Below are 17,804 nucleotides of genomic sequence, written 5' to 3'. Positions count from 1 at the left end.
CCCTCCCTCCGCTCAGGGATGGCCAGTATGAGGAAGCAGGGGAAGGGAAGTCACCGAGCTGACGAAACCGTCGGCTCGTCAGAACCGCGTCCTAAACTGGTGACCGACCGAAAGGCTCGGTCCAGGAACGATTTCAGCGGCATTGGGGGATCCGATGGCAGATCCAGTTTGGCTTCAGCACGCACGCGTGGCACTCAGAGCAGCGATATCAGAGGATCCATCAGCCGGGATGAAGGTCCGACAGCTCATCGAAGACGAATCGGTCGACAGCGAGGGAATAGCCGAGGCCATCTTGTTTTGGGTCGACTGCCTGATCGAAGCATCACCGGAAGGTACCCACACAGGTCCCTATCCGGTCCCCGACATCTGGCCAGCGGACATGGAGCAGAGAGAACGATGGTCGCTACGACTGATAGGCGCCCAACTCAACGAAGACCGAACTACCGCAGACAAGCTCCTACGTGAGGCCACACAGGACCCGGACCTTATCTTTGAATACGCTCTAACGGCTGTCATCATGGCCGGCATGGGACTCGGCGGCCGATGACGCCCACACAGAACGACGAGTAGGCCGTCCGACCGCCTTCGTCATACGCAGTTCATACGCAGCGGCCCCACCGAGAGCCGATTCCGACCAACGTTATGACTGCAAACCCCCAGCTCACAGCCATCGAGACCAACGGCCACCAACGAACCAAACGCCCAGTTCCTAGTCCGAGCTCTACTTCGACGTGTAAGCCTGACCAGGGCTTTTACGCCTGATTCGGGCTCTCGGTAGCAGCAGAATTAGAGTCCACCCGTTGGGCAATCACTCCGGCGATCGCCTGGCGGGTGGACTTGTCTGTTTCCGGCCACAGATGACCGTAGGTGTCGAGCGTGGTTTTCGCGTTCGCGTGCCGTGTTCGCGCTTGCACGACTTTGATGTTCGCGCCGCTCGCGATGAGCATCGACGCGAGGTAGTCGGAGACACCTGAGTCCCCAGATGTTCTTTCAGATCTGGTAGGGGTAGATAGCGACGCTGTTCACTTCGACGCTGATCTCCACCCAGGCGCCGTCGGTGCTGGCGGGGATTGGTGATGCAAGATCGAACAGAATCAGTGAGTCGCCCATCTGAAGGTACACAGCGCCGTCCTCGGTCAGCTGGAGCCGCCCGCGCACGACTACTCTGTCGCCTTCCTGCCGGAGTCCCGCCTCGGCAAGTGGGGCCGGCTGCGTGTTCTGGCCCCAGAAGATGTCGTCATCGACGGTCCACTCGATGAGGTGGTGGCCGTCGGCTTCTTGCGGATCACCGCGCCAGAGCACCTCGGCGACTCCGACGGGCGTGTGAACCCGAACTTTCATCGGCCACTGCGGGGCCTGCGGCATCTTCTCCGTGCGCACCAGCATGCCCGCATCATCCAGGACGCCACCCACGCCGCTGAGGGCGGCCTCGCGTCACGAGATCTGCAGTGAGATCTTAGCCTGTGGCCTGCAGCTGTCGGGTGCGCAGAAATGAAGGATATTCCGCGTTCATACACTGAATCTTCCTGCGGCAGGGTGAATCCCGTTGGATGGAACTGGAATCCTGTTGAACAGGAAGAGAATCCCGGTGAGCGGGGCCGTTGCGGCGAAAGCGGAGAGAACAGCTGCAGACACCTCGGCCTTGGTCCTACTGTCCCCCGCCATGAAGATTTCTGTTATTTCTTTCATTACCGCCGCCCTTGCGACATTCGCACTTACCGCGACCGGTTCGCCGCCTACCGCGATTGCCGATCCCACCGTCGAGGCGGCGGCGCGGATCGAGTTGCAGGGGGCGGTGAATGTTCGGGATATCGGTGGATATCGGACCTATGACGGGGCGAAGGTCAAGTCCGGCAAGGCTATTCGAGCCGATTCCTTGGACAAGCTGACCGCTGCGGATGTACAGAAGCTGGGCAGTCTGAACCTGAAGGCGGCCATCGATCTACGGACGCCCGCGGAGGTCCAGTTCTCGGGGCCCGACAAGCTGCCCGCGGGTGTGCAACAGGTCTCGCGGCCGATCGATGACACCGGGCTGTTCCAGCAGATGCTGCAGGCGATTCAGTCTCGCGATCCGCAGCGGCAGGAGGAATTGCTCGGTAACGGACGGGCCGAGGAGATCATGGCGGGGGTCTACCGGAGCTTCTTCAACACGGACTCGCTGGCTGAATTCGGGCAGACGATCAAGGATCTCGCGGCAACCGACAAGGCCACGCTCTATCACTGCACCGCGGGCAAGGATCGAACCGGCTGGGTGACCTACGTGGTCCTGCGGGCGGTCGGCGTGCCGGAACAGACTGCGCGCCAGGACTATTTGCTGTCGAATCAGTTCCGGGCCGCGGCCGACGCGAAGCTGCGCGAGGACGTGAAACGAGCAGGCCTGATGCAGAACCCCGATCTGCTGATTCCGTTGCAGGAAGTCCGTGCCGCCTATCTGGAAACGGCGGTCGACAAACTGGAAGCGGATTACGGAGACTTCGGAAAGTTCCTGACCCAGGGGCTCGGCCTCGACGCCACCACCATCCTGCAACTGCGTAAGAACCTCGTCGGCTGAACACTCGGAATTCGTTCGGGTCCAGGTATTTTCGACGCTGGACCCGAACGACCGCGTCCGAAGGTCCGCGCCGCAGCGAACAGGCAAGCATCACAGGCGTGTCGTGCGGCAGTGGCCCTATACTGCTTCGCAGAAGTTTCACGGACAAGGGACATCCAGATATGCGCAGCGCCACCTATGTGCTGGAGGGTCTGACAGGACGACTCGCGACCGACACCACGGATCTCGCACGGGTGGTGAGCGAGCGGATTACCCGGTTCGCCGACGTCAGCGGCCCGGGCACGAACACGATCGTCCAGGGCGACCGAAACTTGACACTGGGCGGGGACTGGCTGATGAGTCCGAATTCGCTTGGTCTACCAGACAATTCGCCGCATAGTTCCGCGGGCGGACCCATCTTCGGCATCGATACGCAGACCGGCACGTCTCTGTCGTTTCGACCGGAGGATATCTACAGTGTCGGGCTGCACGATGCCGATGGACGCCCGCTCGGCGTACTGTTCCCCGAGACCGACCGCGACATCGCGAATATTCCTAGCTGGGCGAGCGCGCGCAACCGCGACAGCGACCTCTACTACCGCGACACCTACCAGATAAGGCCCGCAACGCAGCATTCGCCTCCACTCTGGCAGTACAGCGAGCGCCGAGACGCACCGTGGCAAAGGGAGGTACAACGGACCGGCCGCCCTCCGTTGTACATCCTCTCCCACGCCTACCCGGAGTCCCACGTTGTCCAGGTCGATATCAATGGCGAACGTCGTCGGGTGTTCGTCGACGGAAACAGCTACGGGCCCGCCGTCGCCGGTAATGAGCACACCTTGGAAGCGGTCGAAGACAATCCCGAAAGCCCGGTCGTGCTCGTATCGTGCAGCCCGGCCCAGACGGGAAGCGCGACAGCACAATTATCGGCCGAGTATCTGATCAACGAAGCCGAGATGGACCGAGACATCCACACCGCCAAGTCCCTCCTCACCCTCCCGTGGGACGAAGACGTCGGATGGTCTTGGCTGGGTTCGGAGGCATTGTTCGACCGTACGGGTCGTCAGCTGCCGACGTTCGAATCGTACTGGGGGTCACCATGGTCGGCCGGACGCTCCGACCTCCCCAAACAGTATTGACCGGCCGTCTCGCCGTCTCGCCGTCTCGGCCACGCAATTCCGCACCCGATCGCAGACGCCCAGTCAGCCGGCCCTGAGCTCGAGCTCCATCATCTCGATCGTCTCCGCGTCGGCGAGCAGGTCGATCAGAACCTCGTCGGCTGATATTCATGAAATTCGTTCGGGTCCATCCGTTTCGGCGGATGGGCCCGAGCGAATTCCGGCTATATGTTGTAGCAAAAGAAAATGGCCCGCCGTCCTACCGAACGGCGGGCCATTTTCGGCGCACGGACGAGCTCTTCGCTAAGCGACCGCGGGCATCCGTCCGGTCGCCACTGCCCGCGCGTCCTTTGCCTGCGGCTCGGCAACCCGCCCGAATCCACGGAAGACCGGCACCGCGAGCTTGCGACTCGCGGGCCGCAGCCCCCACGACGCCACTGCGCACAACGCGAAGAAGCCGGTGTAGTACAGGTGGTTCGCGCCGGAGCCGTGCGCAATGTGCGAGGCGAACGCTCCGGTCAGATCGAAGAATGTGCCCGCGTACGCCCATTCCTTCACCAGCGGGAATCGCGGCGCGGCAATTGTCAAGGCACCGAGCACTTTCCACACACCCAGAATGGTCATGACGTAGGTCGGGTACCCCAGTTCGGTCATGCCGCTCGCGGTGTCGGCACGGTGCACCAGGTCGGCGACACCACCCGACGCCAGAATGAACACTGTCACCGCGGTCGTGGTCCAGTATCCGATCGATCGTGCATTGCTCATGGCGGCTCTCCTAGCCTCGCTCCTCCGGCGCGAGTGGGTGCTGCGCCGTCACACCCCTGACCGTTCGCACAGCCCAGATGTGACAGCGCAGGGCGCAGCCAAGTCCAGCCCTACTGGACTTCGAGCTCCATCAGTCCGAGCGTCTCCGCGTCGGCCAGCAGGTCGATAGCGACGATCCGGCCGTCGGACACGGTGAAGTCGAAGACCACCCGCGGTGTCCCGCCCACGGTCCACACCGCGCCCGCTCGGCCGTCGATGAGCGCCAGTCGCGCCGCCTTGGCCCGGCCGGAGAAGGTTTCGGCCACCGCGCCCGCACCGAGCGCGCCCACCGCACCCGTGGCCATGGCGGCGGCATCCACGCGCAGCACCACATCCGGGTCGAGCAGTGTCAGCAACCGCTCGAACTCGCCGCTGCGCGACGCCGCCAGAAACGCGTCGACAACCTCACGCTGCCGATCGCGGTCGACAGTCGCACGCGCACCCTGGACCCGCCGCCGCGCCCGGCTCGCCAGTTGTCGTGCCGCCGCCGGACTCTTGCCGACGATCGGGGCGATCTCATCGAACGGCACTGCGAACATGTCGTGCAGGACAAAGGACAACCGCTCCGGGGGTGCCAGCGTGTCGAGCACCACCAGCAACGCCAGTCCGATCGAATCACCGAGCACCGCTTGCTGTTCCGGACCGTCGGCGGACGGCAGCGGCTCGAGCTCGTCGAGTGGTTCCTCGCGCCGCGTCTTGCGGGACTGGAGCATGTTCAGGCAGACCCGCGCCACCACGGTGGTCAGCCAGCCACCCAGATTGTCGATCTCGTCGGTGTCCGAACGACTCAGCCGTAGCCACGCTTCCTGGAGCGCGTCGTCGGCTTCGCTTCCGGTGCCGAGCATCCGGTACGCCACCGCGAGCAGGTGCGTCCGATGCTCTTCGAAGCGCTCGGCAAGAAAATCCTCGTCCATGTCACATTCTCCCGATTCGGTCGGTCAAGTAGACGAACCGGAGCGAACACCGGGGAAATCCGCTGGCAAGCGAACACAAGGAGTCGATCATGACCGCAGGACTGCAGACCATCGTGTACCCCGTCACCGACCTCGTCAAGGCGAAGAGCTTGTTCAATGCGCTGTTCGGCGCGGAGCCGATCGCCGACACTGCGTACTACGTCGGCTACCGCGTGGCAGGCCAGGACATCGGCCTCGACCCGAACGGCGCGCAGAAGGGCATGACGGGACCGATCGGCTACTGGCACGTCGAGGACATCCACAAGCACCTCGCGGCCCTGGTCGAGGCGGGCGCCGAGGCAGGGCAGAAGCCCACGGACGTAGGGGGCGGGAAGCTGATCGCCACGGTCACCGATGCCGACGGCAATGTCCTCGGCCTGCTGCAGCCGTGACCGGGTGACCGACACCCCGCTTCCGGGGGCTGGACAGCCGCCCGGGAGCGGTCGATAGTGCTCAGGTGAATGTGGGTGCCGCGTTGTCGCGGGTGTTGGTCGGGGTGCTGCTGCTACTCGGGGTGGTGGCGCCGGTGTCCGCCGCCGATCCGGCCGGGTTGCCGTTCACGTGGTCGCAGAGCTATATCACCGCGCCGGACGGCACCCGGTTGCACGCGGACATCATGCGCCCGCGCGGGATCTCGGAGGACACGCGTACTCCGGTGGTGCTCACCGTGAGCCCGTATCGTTCGCACCTGGCCTATCTGAGCATCCCGCACCTGGCGGACGGTCCTTCGATCGACTTCCTCCCTGTCGACATGTTCCTGCGGGCCGGTTACACCTATGTGATCGTCGATCTGCGCGGGTTCGGCGGGTCGTCGGGATGCCCGGATTACGGTGGGCCGGGGGAACGTTCGGATGTCACCAGCGCGGTGGAGTGGGCGGCGAGCCAGCCGTGGTCGACCGGCAAGGTCGGCATGGTCGGCGTCTCCTATGAGGGGTGGACCGCGATGATGGGTCTCGCCGGCAAGCCGAAGGGCCTTGCCGCGGTGGGCTCGTTCGCGTCTGCGGTCGATCCGTACACCTACCTGTACATGCAGGGCGTGTCGTGGAAGTTCAGCGGTAAGCCGGTCATCGACAGAGGTATCCGCCCGGCCGACCAGGTGGGCCTGGAACACCTGCTCATCGCCTCCACTCCGGGTCGGTGGGACGACTCCCCCGAATATCGAGCCAACGCCGTGCAGATGTCGCCGCAATGCTACGCGCCGTACGCCGCGAACACCGCCGACCACAATGTGAACTCCGAGTTCTGGCGCGACCGCAATCTGGTCGACAAGTTGCGCGGTAACACGATTCCGCTATTTCTCGCCCAAGGGTTCCTCGACTACAACACCAGGGCCTACCGCGTGTTCGATGTGTGGGATGCGCTCGGCCCCGGCGAGCACCGGGCCTGGTTCGGCCAGTGGAGTCACAGCGATTGCCACGAGAAGTGCGGCACCCCGAATTTCGACGCCGAACTGCTCGCGTTCTTCGACAGGCATGTCGCGGGCCGCGACGTAGAGGTACCGGGTCCGCGCGTCAGGGTCGGTCAGTACGACGGGGGTTGGCGCTCGGAATCCGCGTGGCCGCCGAAGGACATGCGACGGATCTCGGTCGATCTGCGGCCCGGCGTCTACACCGACCGCGGCATTGTTCCCGGGCCCGATCGAGAGATCTGGTCGGTCTCCGAACCGCTCGCCCAGGACCAGCACCTGGCCGGCGCGCCGACGGCGTCGTTGCGGCTGGTCGGTCCGCCGACGGCCACTGTCACGGTCGAGCTGTACGACATTGCCCCGGACGGGCGTGCCACCATCATCACCCGCGGTATCGCGCCGGTGTCGGAGACCGCCGAGGTCAGGATGTTGGCCCAGGATTGGCCGCTGTCCGCGGGCCATCGAATCGGGGCGATGATCACCGATGTCATCGACGATGTGTGGTCGCACACCCCGGCGAACACCGCGGTCACCGTGACGGCGGCCCGGCTCGACCTGCCGCTGCTCGGTGCGCCTCGGCAACCCGACCTGACGGGCGGGGTCAGCGAGGCCCTGGTCAAATGGCGCGCCGAGAAGACGATCACGCTCGGCCCCGTTCTGTTGAACAATGCAACGGTGCCCATGAATCTGCCGCCGTACGAGACCGGTGATCGATGACCGAAGATGCCGCGTCTATCAACCCGACCGCGGTCGATGCGCTGGTCGCCGAGCGATTGGCGCAAGCACTGCGTTGCGTGACGGTGTCCGCTGAAGAACCCGCTGCCGACGCCCCGGAGTTCACCCGACTGGGCGAGCATCTGGAGCGGTCCTTCCCGCTCGTGCACGACGAGCTCGAGCTGGAGCGGTTCGGCCACAGCAGGCTCTACCGGTGGGCGGGTACGGCACCGGACACCGTGGCGGCGATCCTGCTCGCCCACCAGGACGTGGTGCCCGTCGACGACCCGGCGCGCTGGACTCATCCACCATTCGCGGGCGTTGTCGACGACGAGTTCATCTGGGGCCGCGGCGCCATCGACGACAAGAGCCGCCTGATGGCCATCCTGGAGGCCGTCGAAGCCGCGCTCGCGGCGGGCATCCGGCCCGAACACACCGTATATCTGGCCTTCGGGCACGACGAGGAGGTGTTCGGCGACCAGGGCGCGGTGCGGATGGCGCAGCGGCTGCGTGACGCGGGTGTGCGCGCGGACCTGCTGCTCGACGAGGGCGGCGTGATCACCGATGGCGTTGCCGATGGCGTGGATCGTCCGGTCGCCTCGATCATGTTGGGCGAGAAGGGCTATGCCACCATCCGGTTGTCGGTGTCGGAGGTAGGCGGGCATTCGTCCATGCCGGGCCGCCAGACCGCGGTCGGCCGCATCGCTCGCGCGGTGAGCCGCGTCCAGGACCATCCGATGCCGTTGCGCCTGATTCCGTTGGTGTCCGACATGCTGGCCAGGCTGCGGCATGTCATGCCCGATTCCCGACGCCGCCTGCTCGGCCTCGCCGGGTTGGCCACGCCGTTGATCACCCGGGTGATGGCGGCGACGCCGCAGACCGAGGCGCTGGTGCGCACCACCACCGCGCCCACGGTGATCAGCGGCGGAGTGAAGGCCAATGTGCTGCCGCAACAGGCCGAGGCCCTGGTGAATTTCCGTATCCTGCCCGGTGATTCGGTCGCGTCGGTGCTCGAACACTGCCGGAAGGTGGTGCGTGACGCGGGGGTCCGCATCGATCTGGTCGGCATGACCTCGGAGCCGACCAGGCCTGCCCGACCCGGCGCGGGGTTCGAACTGATTGCCCGACTGGCCGAGGACGTGGTGCCCGGCATCGCGGTGACCACCGGCATCGTCCCCGGCGCCACCGACGCCAGGCACTACAACGATCTCGCCACCGCGCGCTGTAATTTCGCGCCCATTGTGCTGACCAAGGCCGACCTCGCGACGATCCATGGAACCGACGAACGCATCTCCCTGGTGAACTACGCTCGGCTCATCGAGTTCAATCGGCGGCTGATCGACCATTTCGCACACGTGTCGACCACCGCGCCGCCGCAGACGTCAGGAGCCGACGTATGACATCCGACAGCCTCGAGTCCGCCACCGGCGAATTCGAAGGACGCGGCAGCCGGGTCGCGTGGCGCGCCTGGTTGCCCGACACCGTCACGCAGGCCGTGATCGTGCTCGTGCACGGGGTCGCCGAACACTCCGGCCGCTACGCGCATGTCGGAAAGCGGCTCGCGGCCTCCGGTTTCGCCGTCTACGCGCTCGACCACATCGGGCACGGCAAGTCCGCGGGCAGCAATGCGAACATCGGCTCGATGGACGGCTCCGCCGACAATGTCGCCTTCATGCTCGACCTCGCCGGGCGCGAGCATCCCGACCTACCGCGCTTCCTGATCGGCCATTCGATGGGCAGCCTCATCGTGCTGCACCTGGCCACCCGCGCACCGATCGATGTCGCGGGCATCGTGCTGTCGGCACCACCACTGGACATCCCGATCGGCAATCCGCTACAGCGTCTGCTCGCACCGGTGTTGTCCCGGCTGACGCCGAATCTCGGTGTGCTGAAGCTGGATTCGTCGATGATCAGCCGTGACCCCGAGGTGATCCGAGCCTATGACAATGATCCGCTGGTGTTCCGAGGCAAACTCCCCGCCCGCACCGGCACCGAGATCCTGACCACGACGACGCTGGTCAAGGGGCGGTTGGACAAGCTCACCGTGCCGCTGCTGGTCCTGCACGGCACCGCGGACGCCATCGCCGCGCCGTCCAGCTCCACCCTCATCGAGGACGGCGCGGGTTCGAAGGATCTCACGGTGATCCGCTATGACGGGCTGTATCACGAAATCTTCAACGAGCCCGAGCAGGACAAGGTGCTCGGCGATGTCGTGGACTGGCTGGAAGCGCACGTTACCGGGAAGTAGGATCCGACTATGGGCACTAGCACCGGATCCGTCGCGTTCATTCGCGCCATGTGGCACAGCTCGATCGTCGGCAAGGCGTACGAGGGCTTCGCCGCCGAGTACGCCGACCTCGGCTTCGATCCCGCCACCATCGACGTCTTCGAGGTCCCCGGCGCGTTCGAGATCCCACTGCACGCCAAGCGCTTGGCACAGAGCGGCAAGTACGCGGCGATCGTGGCGGCGGCGCTGGTCGTCGACGGCGGCATCTACCGGCACGATTTCGTTGCCTCCTCGGTAATCGACGGGCTGATGCGGGTGCAGCTCGACACCGACGTGCCGGTCTTCTCGGTGGTGCTCACCCCGCACCACTTCCACGAGCACAGCGAGCACGTCACCTACTTCACCGTGCATTTCGTGACGAAGGGAGCCGAGGCCGCTCGCGCGATGGCGAACACCCTCAGCTCCCTGCGTGCGCTGCCTGCCGCTGCGCACTGACCTCCGGATAGGACCTACCTGTAGTGCGTCAGGCAGGCGGACTCACCGTCGAGAACACCCATCCGGAACGCTTCGAGCCGCTGGAAGCCGCCTGCCACCACCTTGCCGTCCACGTCGGCGGCGACCAAGCCGTCGGCCAGCAGACCGGAGACCGCCTCGTCGAGGTCGTTGGCCGACAGGTGCGGATCGCTGCTCGGCTCGCTCAGCTCGGTTGTCACCACGCCGGTCAAGCACGCGGTGCGCAGTCCGGCCGTGCCGGCGCCGGTCAGCGTGAGCTTGCGATCCTGTTGCACCGCAAGGACATAGCGGGAGATGAACATCGCGAAGGCGTTGTAGTCGCCGTCCACGACCGCCGAGAGCGGTTCGCCTGCCCCCGTCATCGGCCCGCCGCGCGCGGCGAGAGCGGACACATCGGTGCCGATCTTCCCGGAGCTCGGGCAATAGGACACCGGCTCGGTGGTGGTGACCTTCGAGCAGGTGCGCACCACGCCGGCGTAGTCGAATTGGGGCGGCTTCGGCAGCGGGAAGATCTTGCCGAGCGCCTGACCGAGGCTGGTCAGCGAATCCACGTCGACCGGAAGCTGATGGTTCTCTTCGTCCTGCTCGAAGGACTTCGGCAGATTTCCGCGACGCTTGTTGATCTCACCCTTATTGATCTTTTTGCAGGCCGACGCCCCGTCGGTGTATCCGATCTGCACGGCGGTCACGCGCTCGAACGCGGAACCGTGCACGTTCTTCGGATTATCCGGATCCTGGTCGCGCACCGCGACCGTCGCGCCGAGCACTGCGTTGAGCCCATCGGTCGTGTTCAGCGTGAAGTGTGCCGAATTACCTTCCGCCACATGGCGTAGGAAGACTCCCGCCAAGCAGTCCGCCTGCTGCTCCTTGACGATGGCCGAGGTGAGGAAGCCCGCGATCTTGGCCTGTCCCTGGATGGCGTGGCCGTACTCGTGCGCGAGCACCATCACCACCGCCATCTCACTGAACTTCTCCTTCAGCTTCGGCAGCAGCACGCCGCGGTCCCAGCCGATGGTGTGGTCGAGGCCGCAGTAGGCGGCGTTGACCACGTGAAAGGTACTGGACTTGCAGAACGTGATCGCCTGCTCCTCGGGCGCCTTGGCATCCCACGAGAGATAGCGGGTCACCGGTTCGAAGGTGCCGGGAAAGGTCTTGCCGTACTCGGTCTTCCAGTAGTCCTGCAGGTCGGCGATGGTGTTGAGAGCAAGCTTGTCGACGGCTCCTCCGTCGCCGTTCACCGCGGTCAGTGGCGCGTCCGGCACACCGACGCGCGGTCCGTTCGGTCCCGAGGAAGAGGCCGACCCGGCCAGCTCCCATGGGTTGTCGGCGCTGCTCGCCGCAATATCCGCGCCGCCTACCGTGTCGCTCCCGCATCCGGTCAGCTCGACGCCGAGCACCATCAGCACGGCGACCGCCCCGAAACGCAGCCGTGTTGTCTTCATCAGGTTCCTCCCCGAATCCCGGGACTCGTCTCCGAGCCCGCCCCTCCGGCCGGTGTCGCAGACGCACGGCCATCGAGCGTTCATATGCTAATCGCCGCAGGCGCGCGGTGTGTATACCTCGCGCGGGCGAGAACGCAACGCACCGTTATCCGTTCAGCCGGATCGTGGCAATCATGGCCCGGTGGTCGGAGCCCGGCATGGTGAGTGTGTGCACCTCGTCGGCGGCCGCATCGGCGACCAGGACGTGGTCGATGCCGATCACCGGGCCCCACTGGTAATCGGTCGGATAAGTGGGCAGCGGGCCCGCGCCGGCCTGCTCGGCGGCCGCGGCGAAGCGCCCGCGCAGTAGATCGCGAAAGGCCGAATGATCGCGCGTCGCATTGAAATCCGCGCCGACGATCGCCGGACCCTGCTGTGCGTCGAGAATGTCGCGGATGCTGTGCAGCTCCGAACTCCATGCGGGAAAGTCCACCGTCGGCGGAATCGGATGGAACGCGAACACCGCGACCGCTCCGGCCTGCGGATGATCCATCGTCGCCGACACCTGGTTGAGCACGAAACCGACGTATTTCTTGGTGTCGCGCAACGGGTATCGGCTGTAGATCCCGGTGCCGCCCGCAGCGGAGGTCGGCTCGAGGTACTGATACGGCAGTGCCTGCGCGAGTCCCGCCGCGGCGAGCCGCGCGACCATGTCCGCGGTCAACTCCTCGGCGGTCAGCACATCGACCCGATTGTCGCGCACCGCCCGCACCACGGTCGCGGCATCGGCCGCGCCGAGCATCAGATTCGACTGCATCACCACGACTTCCGGCCCACTGGCCGCTCGGCCGTCCGGCACGAAGATCGGCAGCTGGGTCCACGCCACCGTGGCGACGAGCACCCCCGCAACAGCGGCACTGCGCCAGCCGCGCGCGATCAAGAACAGCACCAGCCCGACGACGGCCCCGATCATCAGATACGACGCGCCGGAAGCGACGAGCACAACCGCCCGCCGCTGCCATGTTCCGAAATACAGAGCGACCCCGACGACGCCCGCCGCCACCGCGCACCACCCCACACCGAGTAGCGCCCGATCCATCCATGTACGCATGCCTCGAACCCTACGCACGCTCGGTGCGGGCGCGGTGTCGACCTTGTGGAGGTTTTGTGTGGAGAATGCAGCTGTGTACGTCGAAGAATTCGTCGCCTCCGGTGCCATGACGGCCGACACCGCCGAAGACCTCGCGGCGCTCGCGGGGCGCTACACCACGCGAATCACGGTGAGCAGCAATGGCCACACTGTCCAGGCCCTCGTCCTGCCATACTGTTGGACCGACCTACGAATAGTCGCCGGCTCCACCATCTCGGTTACCGCCGACAGCGGTTACCGCCCGCCCGACTTCGAAGACCGCCGCGCCCTCCGCGATTTCGTCTCCCGCTTCCGGTCGCCGACCTCGGGCACCGCGCGGCGATAGCCCTCGTGCCACGACGCTGCCGTGCCGAGCGACCACAGATGGCCGAACCAGCACGGCGGCGTCTCGCCCTGCCCGGCGTCAATCGCGAGGTCGACTCAATGCCGCCGTGAGTGTGGCGGTGTCGGTGCTGAGCGAGCCTCCGGCGAATTCGAGTGTCGCGTGCGAACGTTCGGCGGCGTCGGGGTGTCCCGCACCGCAGGCGTCGGTGACGACGACCGGGAAGTAACCCAGGTCCAGGCTGTGCCGGACGGTGGGTTCGATGCCGACCTCCATGGCGATGCCGGCAATCGCGTAGGTGTCGATTCCGCAGTCGCGCAACGCGATATCCAGCGGCGTCGCGGCGAAGGCGGACATGGTGATCTTGTCGAAGACCATCTCGTCGGGGCCGGGGGTGAGCTCCGGCACGAGCTGGAATTGGGGCGAGCCCTGCGGGAAGCTGGAACGCACTTCGGCCGGATCGTCCAGCCGCTGCCATGCCATCGCCATACGCAACTGGGATACGCCCGCCACCGCCGACGGCAGCGACATGTGCCGGGTGTAGAACACGCGGAACCCGTTGGCCCGCGCCGCATCTCGCAGCTGCACGCAGGTCTGGACGATTTTGTCGCCGTCCGGAATCTGGCTGACGATGCCGACCTGCATGTCGTAGATGATCAACGCCATGCGACGGGGGTCGCAGGCATCGTCGAGGGTGTGCGGGATGTCGAGACCGAATGCGTGTCTCATGACGGACTCAGTTCGTCCGGTCGTAGGGCTCGGCAACGTCGACCTTCGGGTCCATCAGTGCCTCGAGCGGCAGCGGCGCCTGCACCGGAACGTAGGTCCATTCCAGGTAGCCCGCCTTGGTCAGCGGGAAGTCGGCGACGTACTTCTGTGCCTCCTCGACGCTGTCGACCTCGAACACGATGACCACACCCGGCTCGTCGGCACGCGCGTAGTTCTCCCGCACGATGCCCGCCTTCCACAGCCGCCACACATTGGCGACCTCTTCGGGCAGGTACGGGTTGATGGTCTCCATCGTCACACCGGGCTTGAAACGGTCGAAAACGATGACCTTCATAGGATTTGGACTCCATGTCTGCAGTAGCTGATGCGGCGAGCCGCGGGGACGACATCTATGAAAGCCGGATGATTACAGTGTTACAAGAACGCACTTTTTAGTGAGTACCGGAGGCGAGAGATGGGTGTGCAGAAGCGCTACAACTGTGCGGTGGAGGTGACCGTCGACCTGATCGGCGGCAAATGGAAGCCGGTGATTCTCGCCCAGCTCAAGAAAGGTGTACACCGCTACGGCGAGCTGCGCCGATTGATGCCTTCCACCAGTGAGAAAATGCTGATCCAGCAGCTGCGGGAGCTCGAGGCCGACAATCTGGTCGAGCGCACCGTCTTCGACACCGTCCCGCCCCAGGTCGAGTACCGCTTGACCGAAGAAGGCTGGAGCCTGGTGCCCGTGTTGACGGCGCTGTACGAGTGGGGCCGCAAGCGCGCCGATCGCGTGCACATCGAACTGCCCGGCTGAGCGAACCGTTCTCGCCGCCGCGGAACTACCCGCCGAACACCCGCTCCGCGACGGCCTTGGCGCGGCGCGTGACCCGCATGTAATTGTCCAGGAATTCACTGCCATCATCGTTCGGCCAACCCGCGACCCGCGCGACGGCCGATAGTAGGCGGCCCGGGCCGGGCAGCTGATCGGCAGGCTTGCCGCGTACCAGGACAAGGGCGTTGCGCGCCTTCGTCGCGGTGAGCCAGGCATCGCGCAGCAGCGCCACATCCTCGGCGTCGAGCAGCTTGGTCTGCTCGATGACCTCGAGCGATTGCAGCGTAGAGGTGTTGTGCAGACCGAGCACGTCATGGGCGTAGCGCAGCTGCATCAGCTGCACTGTCCATTCGATATCGGCCAGTCCACCGCGGCCGAGCTTGGTGTGGGTGGCCGGGTTGGCACCGCGCGGCAGCCGCTCGGAATCCACCCGCGCCTTGATCCGCCGGATCTCGCGCACCGACTCCGCGGACACCCCGCCATCGGGATAGCGCACCTTGTCGATGATGTGCAGGAACCGCACCCCGAGCGCCTCGTCCCCCGCCACCTGGTGCGCGCGCAGCAGCGCCTGCACCTCCCACGGCTGCGCCCACTGCTCGTAGTAAGCGGCGTAGGCGGCCAAGGTGCGCACCAGCGCACCGTTGCGGCCCTCCGGCCGCAGCCCGGCATCCACCTGCAGCGGCGGATCGGTGCTCGGCGCGCCGAGCATCCGCTGCACCCGCTCGGCGATACCGATCGCCCACTTCACGGCCTTGGTCTCGTCCTGGCCCGGACGCGGATCACAGACGAACAGCACATCGGCGTCGGAGCCGTAGCCCAGCTCCATACCGCCGAGCCTGCCCATGCCGATCACCGCGAAATCGGCGGGTGCGGGCTCGCCGAGTTCGGCCTCGCTGGCCCGAATCACCGCGCGCAGCGCGGCTTCCAGCACCGCGACCCACACCGAGGACAGCGCGCGGCACACCTGCGGCACGTCGAGCATGCCGAGCAGGTCCGCCGATGCCACCCTGGCCAGTTCGTGCCGCCGCAGCGAACGCGCCGCGGCCACCGCCCGTTTCGGATCGTCGTAACGTGCTGCCGCCGTGAGGATTCCGCGTGCGACGTCCTCCGGTTGCGGACTGAGCAGCAGCGGACCACCAGGACCGTCGGCGTACATCCGAATCGTGTCCGGCGCATTGATCAGCAGATCGGGCAGATACTCCGACGAACCGAGCACGATCATCAGCCGTTGCGCGATCGCCCCTTCGTCGCGCAACTCGCGCAGGAACCAGATCTGATCGTCGAGACCCTCCGACACCCGCCGATAGGCCAGCAGTCCGGAATCGGGATTCGGTGTGTCACCGAGCCATTCGAGCAGAGTCGGCAGCAGCAGCGCCTGGATGCGGCCCTTGCGCGAGACCCCGCCGGTCAGTGCCTTCAGGTGTCCGAGCGCGTGTTCGGGCGCCACGTAACCCAGTGCGGCCAACTGCCGAATCGCCGCGTCCGGACTCAACCGCAGCGCGTCGGGATCGAGTTTGACCACCGATTCGAGCAGCGGGCGGTAGAAGAGCTTGGCGTGTAATCGCCGCACCCGCACCGAATTACGCCGAATTTCGTTGCCCAGCACGCCGACCGCATCCTGCCTGCCGTCGGGCCGGATATGCGCGGCGCGCGCCAGCCAGCGCATGCCTTCCTCGTCGTCGGCGGCGGGCAGGGTGTGTGTTCGCTTGAGTCGCTGCAGTTGCAGGCGATGCTCGAGCAACCGCAGGAATTCGTAGGAGGCATTGAGATTGGCCGCGTCGTCGCGACCGACATAGCCGCCCGCGGCCAGTGCCGTCAACGCCTCGACGGTGCCCTGCACATGCAGCGTTTCATCCACTCGGCCGTGCACCAATTGCAGGAGCTGCACAGCGAATTCGACGTCGCGCAGACTGCCGCGCCCGAGCTTCAGCTCACGTTCGCGCAGATCGGCGGGCACCAGATCCTCCACCCGACGCCGCATTGCCTGCACGTCGGCCACGAAATCCGGCCGCTCCGACGCGGTCCAGACCATCGGCATCAGTGCGGCGCGATACTGCTCCCCCAGCTCCAGGTCGCCGGTCATCGGCCTGGCCTTGAGCAATGCCTGGAACTCCCAGGTCCGCGCCCACCGCTTGTAGTACGCGATATGCGACTCCAGCGTGCGCACCAAGGCACCGGCCTTGCCCTCCGGCCGCAACGCCGCATCGACCTCGAAGAAGGCCGCGCTGCCCACGCTCATCAGCTCGGCCGCCAGCCGGGTCGCGGTGGCGTCGGCGGGCTCGGCGACGAACACCACATCGACGTCGCTGACGTAATTCAGTTCGCGCGCACCGCTTTTGCCCATGGCAATGACCGCGAGCCGCACCGGCACCGGTCCTTCTTTACACACCCGCGCCACCGCTACCGACAGCGCAGCGGTCAGCGCGGCGTCGGCCAGGTCGGTGAGGTGGCGACCGACAACTTGATACGGCAAGACCGGTTCGTTCTCCACCGTCGCGGCGAGATCGAGCGCGGCGAGGACCATCAGCTGATCGCGATACCGCTTGCGCAGCAAGGCAATCGCCTCCGGACCGGAGATGGCGGCCCGATACAGCGCGGCGGTGGCCTCAAGGCTTTCGGCAGGCACAGCTTCGACCGAAGCAAGCAGATCCGCGATCAGTTCCTCGCGACTCGGCAACTTGTCGCGCCGCAGGATCCGCCACGCCGCCGGATCGGCGACCAGGTGATCGGCGAACGCGCTCGACGAACCGATCAACGCGAACAGCCTGCCGCGCAACGAAGTGTCGGCACGCAACTGCGAATCCAGTTCCGCCCAGCCCGCACCCAGCGCCGCGCGCAACCGAATCAGTGTCAGCAACGCCAGATCGGCATCCGGCGATCGCGACAGGGCCCACAGCACCGGAATGCTGTCGACGTTATCCCACGCCAACTCTCGCAAGGACTGGGCAGCGGTCGGCTCGAGCAAACCGAGCCGACCGACACCGGGAACAGCTGAACGAGCAGTCGGCGGCCGTACCATATGTCCAACTTAGTTCGCCGCCCATGTCTTTCCACACGGGAGGGTGGAACGACATGCAAACGTAGCCGTTATCGGCCTATTCGCGACA

At 65.8% G+C, this 17,804-nt stretch carries 18 protein-coding genes; 9 read left to right on the top strand and 9 right to left on the bottom strand.

Going from position 1 to position 17,804, the window contains the following annotated elements; translation table 11 throughout:
* Positions 1-752: 752 nt before the first annotated feature.
* Both OHQ90_RS15735 and OHQ90_RS15730 read right to left on the bottom strand, forming a co-directional pair.
* The gene (locus OHQ90_RS15735) at positions 753-947 is read right to left on the bottom strand and encodes a hypothetical protein (RefSeq protein ID WP_328411232.1); all 195 of its coding nucleotides are present in this window, start codon (positions 945-947) and stop codon (positions 753-755) included.
* A 43-nt stretch (positions 948-990) separates the two neighbouring features.
* Complete coding sequence (locus tag OHQ90_RS15730; protein WP_328411231.1) at positions 991-1,386, bottom strand: hypothetical protein; 396 nt, start codon at positions 1,384-1,386, stop codon at positions 991-993.
* Between the two features lie 277 nt (positions 1,387-1,663).
* Between OHQ90_RS15730 and OHQ90_RS15725 the strand changes: the two genes are divergently transcribed.
* Together OHQ90_RS15725 and OHQ90_RS15720 are read left to right on the top strand one after the other, a co-directional pair.
* Positions 1,664-2,551 (top strand): tyrosine-protein phosphatase, encoded by an 888-nt coding sequence (locus OHQ90_RS15725; RefSeq protein WP_328411230.1) that lies wholly within the window; start codon positions 1,664-1,666, stop codon positions 2,549-2,551.
* Positions 2,552-2,784: 233 nt separating this feature from the next.
* Entirely contained in the window at positions 2,785-3,669 is an 885-nt protein-coding gene (locus OHQ90_RS15720) for a hypothetical protein (RefSeq protein ID WP_328411229.1), read from the top strand.
* A 282-nt stretch (positions 3,670-3,951) separates the two neighbouring features.
* On the opposite strand, the gene OHQ90_RS15715 is transcribed toward OHQ90_RS15720, so the two are convergent.
* Both OHQ90_RS15715 and OHQ90_RS15710 read right to left on the bottom strand, forming a co-directional pair.
* Positions 3,952-4,413: a DoxX family protein gene (locus tag OHQ90_RS15715; RefSeq protein ID WP_328411227.1), complete on the bottom strand. Its 462-nt coding sequence runs from the start codon at positions 4,411-4,413 to the stop codon at positions 3,952-3,954.
* 110 nt (positions 4,414-4,523) lie between these two features.
* The gene (locus OHQ90_RS15710) at positions 4,524-5,366 is read right to left on the bottom strand and encodes a sigma-70 family RNA polymerase sigma factor (RefSeq protein ID WP_328411226.1); all 843 of its coding nucleotides are present in this window, start codon (positions 5,364-5,366) and stop codon (positions 4,524-4,526) included.
* An 89-nt stretch (positions 5,367-5,455) separates the two neighbouring features.
* Between OHQ90_RS15710 and OHQ90_RS15705 the strand changes: the two genes are divergently transcribed.
* The 5 genes from OHQ90_RS15705 to OHQ90_RS15685 all read left to right on the top strand — a co-directional run bounded on the left by OHQ90_RS15705 (position 5,456) and on the right by OHQ90_RS15685 (position 10,246).
* Positions 5,456-5,797 carry a VOC family protein gene (locus OHQ90_RS15705; protein WP_328411224.1) on the top strand — a complete coding sequence of 114 codons (342 nt, stop codon included), beginning with the start codon at positions 5,456-5,458 and terminating at the stop codon, positions 5,795-5,797.
* Positions 5,798-5,862: 65 nt separating this feature from the next.
* A complete protein-coding gene (locus OHQ90_RS15700; protein ID WP_328411222.1) occupies positions 5,863-7,527 on the top strand; it encodes a CocE/NonD family hydrolase in 1,665 nt (554 codons plus the stop codon).
* On the top strand, positions 7,524-8,924 hold the full coding sequence (locus OHQ90_RS15695) for a M20/M25/M40 family metallo-hydrolase (protein WP_328411221.1): 1,401 nt from the start codon (positions 7,524-7,526) through the stop codon (positions 8,922-8,924). The genes OHQ90_RS15700 and OHQ90_RS15695 overlap by 4 nt, the downstream gene beginning before the upstream one ends.
* On the top strand, positions 8,921-9,772 hold the full coding sequence (locus OHQ90_RS15690; protein ID WP_328411220.1) for an alpha/beta hydrolase: 852 nt from the start codon (positions 8,921-8,923) through the stop codon (positions 9,770-9,772). The genes OHQ90_RS15695 and OHQ90_RS15690 overlap by 4 nt, the downstream gene beginning before the upstream one ends.
* A gap of 9 nt (positions 9,773-9,781) precedes the next feature.
* Complete coding sequence (locus tag OHQ90_RS15685; RefSeq protein ID WP_328411219.1) at positions 9,782-10,246, top strand: 6,7-dimethyl-8-ribityllumazine synthase; 465 nt, start codon at positions 9,782-9,784, stop codon at positions 10,244-10,246.
* A 14-nt stretch (positions 10,247-10,260) separates the two neighbouring features.
* On the opposite strand, the gene OHQ90_RS15680 is transcribed toward OHQ90_RS15685, so the two are convergent.
* Both OHQ90_RS15680 and OHQ90_RS15675 read right to left on the bottom strand, forming a co-directional pair.
* Positions 10,261-11,706: a metallopeptidase gene (locus OHQ90_RS15680; RefSeq protein WP_328411217.1), complete on the bottom strand. Its 1,446-nt coding sequence runs from the start codon at positions 11,704-11,706 to the stop codon at positions 10,261-10,263.
* A 145-nt stretch (positions 11,707-11,851) separates the two neighbouring features.
* Complete coding sequence (locus OHQ90_RS15675; RefSeq protein ID WP_328411215.1) at positions 11,852-12,796, bottom strand: endonuclease/exonuclease/phosphatase family protein; 945 nt, start codon at positions 12,794-12,796, stop codon at positions 11,852-11,854.
* A 58-nt stretch (positions 12,797-12,854) separates the two neighbouring features.
* Between OHQ90_RS15675 and OHQ90_RS15670 the strand changes: the two genes are divergently transcribed.
* Positions 12,855-13,160 (top strand): hypothetical protein, encoded by a 306-nt coding sequence (locus tag OHQ90_RS15670; RefSeq protein ID WP_328411214.1) that lies wholly within the window; start codon positions 12,855-12,857, stop codon positions 13,158-13,160.
* Between the two features lie 78 nt (positions 13,161-13,238).
* On the opposite strand, the gene OHQ90_RS15665 is transcribed toward OHQ90_RS15670, so the two are convergent.
* Positions 13,239-13,886 (bottom strand): cysteine hydrolase, encoded by a 648-nt coding sequence (locus OHQ90_RS15665; RefSeq protein WP_328411213.1) that lies wholly within the window; start codon positions 13,884-13,886, stop codon positions 13,239-13,241.
* Between the two features lie 7 nt (positions 13,887-13,893).
* Complete coding sequence (locus OHQ90_RS15660; RefSeq protein WP_328411211.1) at positions 13,894-14,220, bottom strand: hypothetical protein; 327 nt, start codon at positions 14,218-14,220, stop codon at positions 13,894-13,896.
* A 120-nt stretch (positions 14,221-14,340) separates the two neighbouring features.
* Between OHQ90_RS15660 and OHQ90_RS15655 the strand changes: the two genes are divergently transcribed.
* Complete coding sequence (locus OHQ90_RS15655; RefSeq protein WP_328411209.1) at positions 14,341-14,679, top strand: winged helix-turn-helix transcriptional regulator; 339 nt, start codon at positions 14,341-14,343, stop codon at positions 14,677-14,679.
* Positions 14,680-14,704: 25 nt separating this feature from the next.
* On the opposite strand, the gene OHQ90_RS15650 is transcribed toward OHQ90_RS15655, so the two are convergent.
* Positions 14,705-17,716 carry a bifunctional [glutamine synthetase] adenylyltransferase/[glutamine synthetase]-adenylyl-L-tyrosine phosphorylase gene (locus tag OHQ90_RS15650; RefSeq protein ID WP_328411207.1) on the bottom strand — a complete coding sequence of 1,004 codons (3,012 nt, stop codon included), beginning with the start codon at positions 17,714-17,716 and terminating at the stop codon, positions 14,705-14,707.
* Positions 17,717-17,804 lie beyond the last annotated feature (88 nt).

This window comes from Nocardia sp. NBC_00403 (assembly GCF_036046055.1).
Lineage (GTDB): Bacteria > Actinomycetota > Actinomycetes > Mycobacteriales > Mycobacteriaceae > Nocardia.
This window is presented reverse-complemented; position numbering and strand designations above follow the sequence as displayed.